The organism is Pseudomonas sp. NPDC087804, assembly GCF_044742965.1.
Lineage (GTDB): Bacteria > Pseudomonadota > Gammaproteobacteria > Pseudomonadales > Pseudomonadaceae > Aquipseudomonas > Aquipseudomonas rustica.
The window spans coordinates 68,848-81,658 of record NZ_JBIUVN010000022.1 but is presented as its reverse complement, the minus strand read 5'-3'; the positions used below and the strand labels follow the sequence as shown (position 1 = coordinate 81,658).

The following is a 12,811-nucleotide window of genomic DNA, read 5'->3' as shown; positions in this document are numbered from 1 at the left end:
AGACCGGTTACATTGTAACCGGTCTTGCCCAGAACGCAGACAAAACCACCGGTCATGTACTCACAGCAGTGATCGCCAGTGCCTTCCACAACCGTATGGGCACCGGAGTTACGCACGGCGAAACGCTCGCCTGCGGTGCCGGCGGCGAACAGCTTGCCGCCCGTCGCGCCGTACAGGCAGGTGTTGCCGATGATGGCGCTGTCCTGAGTCTTATAAACGCTGCCCTTCGGCGGCACGATGGTCAGTTTGCCACCGGTCATGCCTTTGCCGACGTAGTCGTTGGCATCGCCTTCGAGGTACATGTTCAGACCGCCGGCGTTCCACACACCGAAGCTCTGACCGGCAGTGCCTTTGAAGCGGAAGGTGATCGGCGCTTTCGCCATGCCCTGGTTGCCGTGCTTGCGGGCGATTTCGCCGGAGATCCGCGCGCCGATCGAACGGTCGCAGTTGCAGATATCCAGTTCGAACTCGGCGCCGCTCATGTCGTTGATCGCCGACGAGGCCATCTCGACCATTTTCTCGGCCAGCAAGCCTTTGTCGAACGGCGGGTTGCGCTCAACGCCGCAGAACTGAGGTTTGTCTGCCGGGATGTGATCGCTGCCCAACAGCGGCGTCAGATCGAGGTGGTTTTGCTTGGCGGTCTGGCCTTCGAGGATTTCCAGCAGATCGGTACGACCGATCAGCTCTTCGAGGGAGCGCACGCCGAGCTTGGCCAGCCACTCACGGGTTTCTTCGGCGACGTAGGTGAAGAAATTCACCACCATGTCGACGGTGCCGATGTAGTGATCCTTGCGTAGCTTCTCGTTCTGAGTCGCAACGCCGGTGGCGCAGTTGTTCAGGTGGCAGATACGCAGGTATTTGCAGCCCAGCGCGATCATTGGCGCAGTACCGAAGCCGAAGCTTTCAGCGCCGAGGATTGCAGCCTTGATCACGTCGAGGCCGGTTTTCAGGCCACCGTCGGTCTGCACCCGGACTTTGCCGCGCAGGTCGTTGCCGCGCAGAGTCTGGTGGGTTTCGGCGAGGCCGAGTTCCCACGGTGCGCCGGCGTATTTGATCGAGGTCAGCGGCGAAGCACCGGTGCCGCCGTCGTAGCCGGAGATGGTGATCAAGTCCGCATAGGCCTTGGCCACACCGGCGGCGATGGTGCCGACGCCTGCTTCCGCTACCAATTTGACCGAAACCAGTGCCTTCGGGTTGACCTGTTTAAGGTCGAAAATCAGCTGCGACAAGTCTTCGATCGAGTAGATGTCGTGGTGCGGCGGCGGCGAAATCAGGGTTACGCCCGGCACTGCATAACGCAGCTTGGCGATCAGACCGTTGACCTTGCCGCCCGGCAGTTGCCCGCCCTCGCCCGGCTTGGCGCCTTGCGCGACCTTGATCTGCAGTACTTCAGCGTTGACCAGGTATTCGGGGGTCACCCCGAAGCGGCCAGTCGCAACCTGCTTGATTTTCGAGCTCTTGATGGTGCCGTAACGCGCCGGATCTTCACCACCTTCGCCGGAGTTGGAACGCGCACCGAGGCGGTTCATGGCTTCGGCCAAGGCTTCGTGAGCTTCCGGCGACAAGGCGCCCAGCGAGATACCGGCGGAGTCGAAGCGCTTGAGCACCGATTCCAGCGGTTCGATTTCACTGATGTCCAGCGGCTTGTCGAGAGTCTTGACCTTGAACAGGTCGCGAATCATCGACACCGGACGGTTGTCCACCAGCGAGGTGTATTCCTTGAACTTGGCGTAGTCGCCCTGCTGCACAGCGGCTTGCAGAGTGTTGACCACGTCCGGGTTGTAGGCGTGATATTCGCCACCGTGGACGAACTTCAGCAGACCGCCCTGCTGGATCGGCTTGCGCGGACTCCAGGCTTCAGTAGCGAGTGCTTTCTGCTCGGCTTCGATGTCGACGAAACGCGCACCCTTAATGCGGCTCGGCACGCCACGGAAGCTCAGGTCGCAAACTTCTTCGGACAGGCCGATCGCTTCGAACAATTGTGCTCCGCGGTAGGAGGCGATGGTCGAGATACCCATCTTCGAGAGGATCTTCAGCAGACCTTTGGTGATGCCTTTGCGGTAGTTCTTGAACACCTCATAGAGGTCGCCCAGCACTTCACCGGTACGGATCAGGTCGCCCAGCACTTCGTACGCGAGGAACGGATAGACCGCCGAGGCGCCGAAACCGATCAGCACCGCAAAGTGATGCGGGTCACGGGCGGTCGCGGTTTCAACGAGGATGTTCGAATCGCAACGCAGGCCTTTTTCGGTCAGGCGGTGGTGCACGGCACCGGTCGCCAGCGAAGCGTGGATCGGCAGCTTGCCCGGGGCGATATGGCGGTCGCTCAGGACGATCTGGGTACGACCGGCGCGCACGGCTTCTTCAGCCTGATCGGCAACGTTGCGGATCGCCGCTTCGAGGCCAACGCTTTCGTCGTAGTTGAGGTCGATGATCGCCCGTTCGAAACCCGGACGGTCGAGGTTCATCAACGAGCGCCACTTGGCCGGCGAGATCACTGGCGAGCTGAGGATCACGCGCGAGGCGTGTTCCGGCGACTCCTGGAAAATGTTGCGCTCGGCACCGAGGCAGATTTCCAGCGACATCACGATCGCTTCACGCAGCGGGTCGATCGGCGGGTTGGTGACCTGCGCGAACTGCTGACGGAAATAGTCGTACGGCGTGCGCACGCGCTGCGACAGCACGGCCATCGGCGTGTCGTCGCCCATCGAGCCCACGGCTTCGTAGCCTTGCTCGCCGAGCGGACGCAGGACCTGATCGCGCTCTTCGAACGTGACCTGATACATCTTCATGTATTGCTTGAGCTGATCGACGTCGTAAAACGCCGAACCGTGATCGTTGTCTTCCATGGTCGCCTGGATGCGCAGAGCGTTCTTGCGCAGCCATTGCTTGTACGGATGACGGGACTTCAGACGGTTATCGATCGCGTCGGTGTCGAGGATCTGCCCGGTTTCGGTGTCCACGGCGAAGATCTGGCCAGGGCCGACACGACCTTTGGCAATCACGTCTTCCGGCTTGTAGTCCCACACGCCGATTTCCGACGCGAGGGTGATGAAACCGTTGGTAGTGGTGACCCAACGCGCCGGGCGCAGACCGTTACGGTCGAGCAGGCACACCGCGTAACGACCGTCGGTCATTACCACGCCGGCCGGGCCGTCCCACGGCTCCATGTGCATCGAGTTGTACTCGTAGAACGCACGCAGATCCGGATCCATGGTTTCAACGTTCTGCCACGCCGGCGGAATAATCATTCGCACGCCACGGAACAGGTCGATGCCACCGGTGACCATCAGTTCGAGCATGTTGTCCATGCTGGAAGAGTCGGAACCGACACGGTTAACCAGCGGGCCGAGTTCTTCCAGATCCATCAGATCGTTGGTGAACTTGGTGCGACGGGCCTGCGCCCAGTTGCGGTTACCGGTGATGGTGTTGATCTCGCCGTTGTGGGCGAGGAAGCGGAATGGCTGAGCCAGCGGCCATTTCGGCAGGGTGTTGGTGGAGAAGCGCTGGTGGAACACGCAGATCGCGGTTTGCAGGCGCTCGTCACTCAGGTCTGGATAAAACGCGGCCAGATCGGCCGGCATCATCAGGCCTTTATAGATGATGGTTTTGTGCGAAAAGCTGCAGATGTAGTGGTCGGAGTCGACGGCGTTGGACACCGACGAACGACGACGCGCACTGAACAGCTTCACGGCCATGTCCTGATCGCTCAGGCCTTCGCCGCCGATGTACACCTGCTCAATTTGCGGCAGGCGCTCAAGGGCCAGGCGGCCGAGGACGCTAGTGTCGATGGGCACTTTGCGCCAGCCGATCAACTGCAGGCCTTCAGCGAGGATCTCGCGGTTCATGTTTTCGCGAGCGGCTTCGGCCTTGGCCGGATCCTGGTTGAAGAAGACCATGCCCACCGCATATTGCTTGGGCAGCTCGACGCTGAAGGTTTCTTGGGCAATGGCTCGCAGGAACGCGTCAGGCTTCTGAATCAGCAGACCGCAACCGTCACCGGTCTTGCCGTCGGCATTAATCCCACCGCGGTGGGTCATGCAGGTCTGGGCCTCAATGGCCGTTTGCAAAAGGGTATGACTGGGCTCGCCCTGCATATGGGCTATCAGGCCGAAACCGCAGTTATCCTTGAATTCATCTGGTTGGTACAGACCTGCTTTCATAGACACTTTCTCACCAGGCTGCCTCTTGTCGAGGCAAATTTCTTTTCAATTCAACCACTTGCGATCCGCGCCGAACGTACGTCGGCTTGGCGGGGGCAAAAGGGTGGTCATTGTACACAGCGACACAGAGGCTCACAAATTTGACGACGAAATGTCGCAAATTCATGTCGCATTTGTGAAAGGTTTAAAGCGATCTGCTGTGCTAGTCAAAACTTTTTTAATTCTGACTGCAACGACTCAAAGACTACTATGACGCAGACACCACAAGGCACGCGACCTGGAAGGAAGCGCGCACTTGCAGAAATTTTGAGGTGCTTGGAGAGGCGGCCTGGGTAAGGCCGCCGAATCTTCAGCGAGTTGTTGCCAGTTCTTGTTGGACGCTGGCGACAGTGCGAGGCCAAGGTTTACCAGCCTGAACCTTCGCTGGCAAGGCCTTGATGGCAGAAACGGCCGCATCACGATTGGCGAAGTTGCCATAAGTGATCACGTAAAGCGGCTTGCCATTGAGGACTTTCTTGAAATAACGGTACTCGCCGCCCTGCTCCTTGACGAAGTTTTGCGCGGCAGTTTCCGAGCTGGTGCCGAGGATCTGCACCACGTAGTTACCGGTCGGCTGACCGGCGTACCAGCTGCCACCGGCGGCTTTGGCCACGGTAACCGGCTTCTCGGCAGGCTTGGCAGCAGCGGCTGGCTTGGCCGGCGCTGGAGCCGGTTTCGCTGCAGGCGCTGCCGGAGCAGGCTTGGCGGTAGCAATTTGGGTTGGCGCTGGCGTCGGCTTCGCGGCCGGGGCTGGAGCCGGTGTTGGCGCAGGGCCAGCCGGAACGCCTGCCGGAGGTGCGGAAGTGGTGACGGTCGGCGGTGTGGCGCTGGAGCCTTCGACCGGCACGCCGTCGTCGCCTTCGGTGATGCCACCGGCCGCTTCAGCCAACGGGCCACGCATGACCGGTTGCGAGTTGCCGACCAGCGGCAGCGGCATCGGTTGGGTGTTGCCGGCGAATTCTACGGATGGATTAGCCCCGTTCGCCCCGCCCTGACCCAAAGGCAACTGCGCCTGTTCATTGGCAGGAGCGCCGGTAGTTGGTGTCTTGTTGCGACCCGGCATCAGCCAGGCGGCGGCGACCGCAACCACAACGACGGCAGAAATCGCCAATACGTGTTTCTTCGGCATGTTGAACCCCATACTTGGACGCTTGACCGCAGAGCGGCTGGCAATCATGACTTCGATCAGTGCATCGCGAGCGACCTGGTTGATGTTGCCCGGCCAACCCTCGGCGCTTTCGTGAATATCAGAGATCTGATCCGCGGTGAAAAGTTCGACACCACGGCCTGCACCTTCGAGCCGTTGGTCGAGATACTCGCGGGTCTCTTCTTCGGTGTACGGCTGCAGTTCGATGACGTGGAAACGCTCTTCCTCAAGGTGCAAAGCCTCGAGTTGCGCGATCAGCGACGACTCACCAAACAGGAATACGTGCGGGCGACCTTCCGGTGCGCCGGCACCCAGCGCCATCAGCGCTTCGACGGCGGATTCGTCGAGCTGCTCGGCGTCATCCACCAGCAGATAGACTTCCTGACCGGTCAGCGCGAGTTGCACCACCTGATCCAGAATCGCGCCCACTTCGGCCTGAGCGACGTTCAGCGCCTGGGCAACCTGACGCAGCACACCGGCCGCATCACCGGCGCCACGGGCGGAAACCACCACGCTCTGCACCGATTGTTTGTTGGTGCTGGCGACCAGTGCCTGACGCAGCAAGGTCTTGCCGCTGCCTTGCGGGCCAGTGACGACCAGCAGCAGCTGGCTGTAACGCGCCAGATGATGCAACTGACCCAGCACCGGTTTGCGCTGGGCCGGGAAGAATTTAAAACCCGGCACTCGTGGCGCGAAGGGGTCGTGGCTTAACTGGAAATGGCCGAGGAACGCCTCGTCGGCATGCAAACTAGTCATTGGAATCTTTTCAACCTTTAAGCTGAGCCAGGGCGCGGTAATCCGCTCCCAGCGTGGCCTGTAGAACCTCTTTCGGATAATCGGCGGTCACTACCGCTTCGCCCATCCGGCGCAGCAGCACCAGGCGCAGACGACCGTCGATCACTTTTTTGTCGATTGCCATGTGTTCAAGAAAATCGGCTTCAGTCATTTCTGTCGGCGGCACCACCGGCAGACCGGCGCGCTGGAACAGACGAATGCCGCGATCACGTTCCGCTTCGCTGATCCAGCCCAGACGCGCGGACATTTCCAGCGCCATCACCGTGCCAGCCGCGACGGCCTCACCATGCAACCAGACACCATAGCCCATGTGGGTCTCGATGGCGTGACCGAAGGTGTGGCCGAGATTGAGGGTGGCGCGCACGCCGGTTTCTTTCTCGTCGGCGCCGACCACCGCAGCCTTGGCCGCACAGGAGCGCTCGATGGCGTAAGTCAGGGCTTTTTGATCCAGCGCACGCAGGGCGTCGACGTTGTCTTCGAGCCAGCCGAGGAACGGCTCGTCGCAGATCAGACCGTACTTGATGACCTCTGCCAGACCGGCGGACAGTTCACGCTCGGGCAGGGTTTTCAGCGAGGCGGTATCGATCAGCACCACGTTCGGCTGATAGAACGCGCCGACCATGTTCTTGCCCAGCGGATGGTTGATACCGGTTTTGCCGCCCACCGACGAATCGACCTGGGACAGCAACGTCGTCGGGATCTGAATGAAGTCGACGCCGCGCTGATAGCAGGCGGCGGCGAAACCGGCCATGTCGCCGATCACACCGCCGCCGAGGGCGATCACGGTGGTGCGGCGGTCATGACGCGCGGTCAGCAGACCGTCGAAGATCAGTTGCAGGGTTTCCCAGTTCTTGAAGGCTTCGCCGTCCGGCAGCACCACGGAGATCACCGAGAACTGCGCGAGGCTGCGGGTCAGACGTTCGAGATAGAGCGGCGCAACGGTCTCGTTGGAGATGATTGCCACCTGCCGCCCATGGATATGCGGCGCCAGCAACTCGGGCTGATCCAACAAACCTTCGCCAATATGAATCGGGTAGCTGCGCTCGCCTAGATCGACCTTGAGTGTCTGCATGTGTCCCCACAGTGAAGATGGAAGCAGGCATCCTGCCCTGAATTATTGGTTATCTGCGGCCTATAGCGGGTATGACGCCGCTCGCCCGCCAGCCGCCACAACCGCGACGGGTTGTGACAGGACGCCGAGGATAGCGCATTTCGAGCGATGCTTTAACGGGGAGGAAGCTGCGCCAGACGCTCGAGAATGTCGAGCACTACCATGCGCGGCGGCCGTTCGTCGGTTTCCACCACCAGATCGGCGATTTCCCGATACAGCGGATCACGGATCGCCAGCAAATCGCGCAGGGTTTTCTCGGGATTGGCGGTGCGCAGCAACGGCCGATTGCGATCGCGCGAGGTGCGGCCGACCTGCTGTTCAACGGAGGCGTGCAAATAGACCACGCGCCCGCCCTCATGCAGAGCCTTGCGATTGGCATCACGCATCACCGCGCCGCCGCCGGTCGCCAGCACCACACCATCGAACTCGCACAGCTCGGCGATCATCGCCTGCTCACGGTCACGAAAGCCGGGCTCGCCTTCCTTATCGAAGATCCACGGGATATTGGCGCCCGTGCGCAGTTCAATTTCCTTGTCGGAATCTTTGAACGGCAGGCGCAGCTCTTTGGCCAGCAACCGGCCGATGGTGCTTTTACCAGCGCCCATCGGTCCTACAAGAATCAAATTTCGCACAGAATCAACGACTCACAGCAATCGCCTGGTTATTCATGATACGCGGAGTGAGAAATACCAGCAGCTCGGATTTTTTCTCCGAAACCACATCACGCCGGAAAAGGCGGCCAAGATACGGCACATCGCCAAGAAATGGCACCTTATCTACGACCTTGCTTTGAGTATTTGAGAAAACACCACCAATCACGATGGTTTCGCCGTCATTGACCAGCACCTTGGCGTTGACCTCGTTTTTCTTGATCGGCGGCACATCCTGCACTTTGTTCAGGTAGTCCGGCTCATCCTTGGTGACCTTGACCTCCATGATGATGCGGTTATCCGGGGTGATCTGCGGCGTCACTTCCAGCGACAAAGACGCCTCTTTGAACGACACCGAAGTCGCGCCGCTGGAGCTGGCTTCCTGATACGGAATCTCGGTGCCCTTGAGGATCTTCGCGGTTTCCTTGTCGGAAGTAACAACCTTTGGTTGCGAAACGATTTCACCGTTGCCGGTCTTTTCCATCGCCGTCAGTTCGAGATCGAGCAAGACGTTGTCAGTAATAAAGGCGATGCCAATCCCAGAGGTGTTGCCGACCGTGCCCATATCGACGAACGGCGAGTTGGTGCTGGTGCTGCCCGGCGTGCCGATGGTGGTCGATGAACCGTTAACCCCGGAGGCGTTCCAGTTGCCCTTGTTCTGGATTGAACCGCCCCAGCGCACGCCGAGGCTTTTGTCGTAATCGACGTTGGCCTCAACGATTCGGGCTTCGATCATCACCTGACGCACCGGAATATCCAGTTGCGCCACGATCCGTCGCAGCTCGTCGAGGCGATCCTGGGTCTGGTAGGCAATGATGTTGTTGGTGCGCTCATCGACGGTGATCGAACCGCGCTCATCGATTTTCGCCTCGGCGCTGGTCACCGACTGGAACAGCTTGGCGATGTCTGCTGCCTTGGCGTAATTCACTTGCAGCAACTCACGACGCAGCGGCGCCAGTTCGGCGATCTGCTTCTGCGACTCCAGTTCCTGGCGTTCCCGGGCGGCGATTTCATCGGCGGGCGCGACCAGCAGAACGTTGCCGATTTTGCGTTTATCCAGCCCTTTGGTTTTCAGCACCAGATCCAGCGCCTGATCCCAAGGCACGTTTTGCAGGCGCAAGGTAATGCCGCCCTGCACCGTGTCACTGGCGACCAGATTGAGGTTGGTGAAATCGGCAATCAGTTGCAGCACCGAGCGCACGTCGATGTCCTGGAAATTCAGCGAGAGCTTTTCACCGACGTACGCCTGGCGATCAGCATTGCGATTTTGCAGGTCGTCGACGGTCATCGGCCGGACGCTGACGGTCAGTTTGTTGTCGGTCTGGAAAGTTGAATAGTCGTAAGTGCCGCCGGGCTCGACGGTGATGATCGCGCGATCGCCGCTGACGCTGGAATTGACGAACTGCACCGGGGTGGCGAAATCCTTGACGTCGAGGCGTACGCGCAGCTTTTCCGGCAGTTGCGTGCGGGCGAAGCTGAGGATGATTTTGCCGTCATGCTCCTGAATATCCGGGGCGATGGTCGGGTCGGACAGATCGATGACCACATTGCCTTCGCCCGCCGTACCACGTTGAAAGTCGACGCCGCGAATGGCTTTGGTTTTTGCGACATAAGGTTTTATCGGTACAGCAACAGGCGTAATGCGCGGCGCGGCAACGGGACGCGGTGCTGCGGCCGGGACACCTTGCCCCACCACCACGAACAAATTATTGCCCTCGACCCGCGTGTCATACGGCGCCAGTTGCGTCAGGCTGACGATCAGTCGCGTGCGATCCTTGGCCTCAACCACCGTCGCCGTGCGCGCATTACCGCTGCCTAGATCGAGATTCTTGCTGGCCAACTGGCTGGCAACCCCGGGCAAGTCCAGAGCAATCCGCGCCGGCGACTCAGTGGTATAGCCCTTGGGCTGTGGGGGCGGGCCGTCGAACGACAGCTTCAGCTCGACGCGATCACCCGGCAAGGCCGCCACGTCCAGCGTCTTCAGATTGGCCGCAATAACCATCGGTGACAACAACGCTATCCATAGCGAAAAACCGAGGGTGGAGAAAATCCTGTTCATTGTTCGACTTCCACTATGAGTGCTCTTTCAAAGGAATGGTGCGCGGACGTTCCAGCCAGGCCCCTTCGCCATCGGGAACGATCTCGACCACATCGACCTGGGTCGCGCTGATCGAGACGATGCGTCCGTCATTGCGCCCCAGGTAGTCGCCGACCTTCATCCGGTGCACGCCGCCGGCTCCGCGCAACAGCGCGAAAGAGCCGCCGGCATTGGAGATGGTGCCGACCATTTCAAACTGCTCGATGTTGAAACCTTCGAGGTATTGCTTGACCCGATTGGGGTCGGGTTTGACGTTGCGCGAACCCTGTTTTTGCCCGGCCAGATCGATGCGCACCTGACGCGAGAACGGGCTGCGCAGGTTGGCGGCGCTGTAAGTGAATGTGGGGTAAGACCGGAATGTCGGGGTTGGTTCAATTTTGCCCGGCGGGCGCAGCCGCACTTCATTCATGTAGGCATCAAGGTCGCTGAAGTCATTGCCGCCACCACAACCATTGAGCGCGAGCAGTGCCATCGACAGGGCCAAATAGCGTGGCGGGCTCATTTTTGCAGCCCCTTGTCGTTATAGCGGTACGTCTTGGCGAGGATGTTCATGCGCAGCTTTGTCCCGCCTTCGGGATTGGCTGGCGCCAGTTCGAAATCATGCAGGGTGACGATGCGCGGCAACCCGGCGACGCCGCTGACGAAAGTCGCGAGATCGTGATAGGCGCCAGTTACGGTGATCTGGATCGGCAGTTCGATGTAGAACTGCTGGGTGACCTCCGGCAGCAATTTGATCTCTTCAAATTCCAGACCACTGCCCAGGCCGGTGCGGGTGATGTCTTCAAGCAGGCCCGGCACTTCGGTGTCGCTGGGCAACTGCCGCAACAGCACGCCGAAGGAGTTTTCCATCTCCTTCATCTGTTGGGTGTACAGCTCGAGATTGGCCGAGACATGCGCCTTGCTGGCGAACTGCTCCTTGAGCGTGGCTTCTTCTTCGCGCTTGAGTTCGAGTTGGTCTTGCATGTCGCTGATGAAAAAGTTGTAGCCCAGCGCGAGCACCAGAATCATCAGCAATGCGCCGGCCATGGCTTTTACCGCTGCCGGCCATGAACCAATGTTGCTGGTGTCGAGATCGTTGAAGTCGATGTTGCGCAGGCTCTCCAGCCATTCGGACGGCTTCATGGCTCGTCCTCCGCCGTCTTCGGCTGCGTCTGACGAACGGTCAACTGGAAAACGTTGGCCTGTTCCACCTGATCGGCGGAGGTGGCTTTGACTTCATTGAGGCTCGGCGCATCGAACCAGTCGGAGGCGTCAAGATTGCGCATCAACTCGGAGACACGGTTGTTCGACTCCGCCGCGCCACTGATCGACAGGGTTTTGCCGAGCATTTTCACTTGGGTGAAATACACGCCGTCGGGCAGCGTCCGCGCCAGTTGATCAAAGATCCGCCCGCTGACCTGCCGGTTGCCCTGCAAGTCCTGGATGATGCGCATGCGTTCGACCAGTTGCTGGCGATGGGCCTTGAGTTCACTGATCTGTTTGATCCGTTCGTCGACCACGGCAATTTGTTTGCCGATGTAATCGTTGCGCGCCACTTGTCGATCGATCGCCGCGCTGATCACCTGATCGGCGATGAACACCGCGCCCACCGAACCGACGATGACGCCGGTCAGCGCCAGCAGGAAGCGTTTGCGCCGCTCTTCACGGCGCTCCTCGCGCCACGGTAAAAGGTTGATCCGCGCCATCAGTCGAAACTCCTGAGCGCGAGCCCGCAGGCAATCATCAGGGCCGGCGCATCACTGGCCAGGGCGCCAGCGTTGACCTTGCTGCTCAGGGACATATCGGAAAACGGATTGGCCACTTGCGTCGGCGTATTCAAGCGCTGTTCGATCAGGCGATCGAGCCCCGGCACCGACGCCGTGCCGCCGGCCAGCAGAATGTGATCGACGGCGTTGTACTGCCCGGAGGCGAAGAAGAACTGCAGCGAGCGCGAGACCTGCTGCACCAGCGCTTCGCGAAACGGTTGCAGGACTTCGCTGACATAGTCGTCGGGCAAGCCGCCCTGCTTTTTCGCCAGCCCCGCCTGTTCGACGGTCAGGCCGTAACGGCGCTGGATTTCCTCAGTCAGCTGACGCCCGCCGAACAGTTGCTCGCGGGTATAAATGATTTTGCCGTTGTGCAAAACGCTGAGGGTGGTCATGGTCGCGCCGATGTCGACCACTGCCACGGTGAGGCGCTCTTGCGAGGCGGCGAGTTGCGTGGATAGCAGGCCAAACGAGCGCTCCAGCGCATAGGCTTCGACGTCCACCACCCGCGCGGTGAGCCCGGCGAGGGCCAGCGCCGCTTCGCGGACTTCGACGTTTTCCTTGCGACAGGCGGCCAGCAACACGTTGACCCGTTCTGGATTGCGCGGCGAAACGCCCTGGACTTCGAAATCGATGGCGACTTCATCCAAGGGATAGGGAATGTATTGGTCGGCTTCGATTTTGAGCTGGTTTTCCAGTTCGTCGTCGGAAAGTCCGGCGTCCATTTCGATGACTTTAGTGATCACCGCTGATCCGGCCACCGCCACCGCCACGCTCTTGAGCCCGGTGCGCGCCTTGACCAAGACCCGGCTGAGGGCTTGGCCCACGCCTTCGAGTTCGGCGATGTTTTTTTCGACCACGGCATTCGCCGGCAATGGCTCTACCGCGTACGCCTCGACCCGGTAGCGATCGCCCTGACGGCTCAGCTCCAGCAGTTTTACCGAGGTGGAGCTGATGTCGATCCCCAGTAACGTATTGGTCTTTTTATTGAAGAGTCCTAGCACTACCAATTCCCTATGACTTTCCGTGAGTTACGGACTCTGTAATACGCATTGCGTTCCCT

9 protein-coding genes are annotated in these 12,811 nt (G+C 60.1%); all 9 read right to left on the bottom strand.

Translation table 11 applies throughout. The features are described 5' to 3' along the window. Nucleotides 1–4,163 (bottom strand): glutamate synthase large subunit (gltB, locus tag ACIOMO_RS21825; RefSeq protein ID WP_401243531.1); only part of this gene is annotated, 4,163 nt, incomplete at its 3' end. Nucleotides 4,164–4,512: 349 nt separating this feature from the next. Then, a complete protein-coding gene (locus tag ACIOMO_RS21820; RefSeq protein WP_401243529.1) occupies nucleotides 4,513–6,105 on the bottom strand; it encodes an AAA family ATPase in 1,593 nt (530 codons plus the stop codon). Nucleotides 6,106–6,115: 10 nt separating this feature from the next. Continuing rightward, complete coding sequence (aroB, locus tag ACIOMO_RS21815) at nucleotides 6,116–7,216, bottom strand: 3-dehydroquinate synthase (protein WP_053116653.1); 1,101 nt, start codon at nucleotides 7,214–7,216, stop codon at nucleotides 6,116–6,118. A gap of 152 nt (nucleotides 7,217–7,368) precedes the next feature. Further along, nucleotides 7,369–7,887, bottom strand: coding sequence for a shikimate kinase AroK (aroK, locus tag ACIOMO_RS21810; RefSeq protein WP_053116652.1), 519 nt, complete (start codon nucleotides 7,885–7,887; stop codon nucleotides 7,369–7,371). A gap of 4 nt (nucleotides 7,888–7,891) precedes the next feature. Beyond that, nucleotides 7,892–9,964: a type IV pilus secretin PilQ gene (gene pilQ, locus ACIOMO_RS21805; protein WP_401243526.1), complete on the bottom strand. Its 2,073-nt coding sequence runs from the start codon at nucleotides 9,962–9,964 to the stop codon at nucleotides 7,892–7,894. Nucleotides 9,965–9,977: 13 nt separating this feature from the next. Further along, complete coding sequence (locus tag ACIOMO_RS21800) at nucleotides 9,978–10,505, bottom strand: pilus assembly protein PilP (protein ID WP_282358101.1); 528 nt, start codon at nucleotides 10,503–10,505, stop codon at nucleotides 9,978–9,980. After that, nucleotides 10,502–11,125 (bottom strand): type 4a pilus biogenesis protein PilO, encoded by a 624-nt coding sequence (gene pilO, locus ACIOMO_RS21795; protein ID WP_212544823.1) that lies wholly within the window; start codon nucleotides 11,123–11,125, stop codon nucleotides 10,502–10,504. Before pilO ends, ACIOMO_RS21800 begins: the two co-directional genes overlap by 4 nt. Beyond that, nucleotides 11,122–11,688 (bottom strand): PilN domain-containing protein, encoded by a 567-nt coding sequence (locus ACIOMO_RS21790; RefSeq protein WP_159811623.1) that lies wholly within the window; start codon nucleotides 11,686–11,688, stop codon nucleotides 11,122–11,124. Before ACIOMO_RS21790 ends, pilO begins: the two co-directional genes overlap by 4 nt. Next, nucleotides 11,688–12,752: a pilus assembly protein PilM gene (locus tag ACIOMO_RS21785; protein ID WP_053116647.1), complete on the bottom strand. Its 1,065-nt coding sequence runs from the start codon at nucleotides 12,750–12,752 to the stop codon at nucleotides 11,688–11,690. Before ACIOMO_RS21785 ends, ACIOMO_RS21790 begins: the two co-directional genes overlap by 1 nt. Between the last annotated feature and the right edge of the window lie 59 nt (nucleotides 12,753–12,811).

Bases quoted from the DNA above. Each gene is read 5' to 3' on its own strand.
- ACIOMO_RS21820 (WP_401243529.1), bottom strand. From the start codon at position 6,105: ATGACTAGTTTGCATGCCGACGAGGCGTTCCTCGGCCATTTCCAGTTA.
- aroB (WP_053116653.1), bottom strand. From the start codon at position 7,216: ATGCAGACACTCAAGGTCGATCTAGGCGAGCGCAGCTACCCGATTCAT.
- pilQ (WP_401243526.1), bottom strand. From the start codon at position 9,964: ATGAACAGGATTTTCTCCACCCTCGGTTTTTCGCTATGGATAGCGTTG.
- ACIOMO_RS21800 (WP_282358101.1), bottom strand. From the start codon at position 10,505: ATGAGCCCGCCACGCTATTTGGCCCTGTCGATGGCACTGCTCGCGCTC.
- pilO (WP_212544823.1), bottom strand. From the start codon at position 11,125: ATGAAGCCGTCCGAATGGCTGGAGAGCCTGCGCAACATCGACTTCAAC.
- ACIOMO_RS21790 (WP_159811623.1), bottom strand. From the start codon at position 11,688: ATGGCGCGGATCAACCTTTTACCGTGGCGCGAGGAGCGCCGTGAAGAG.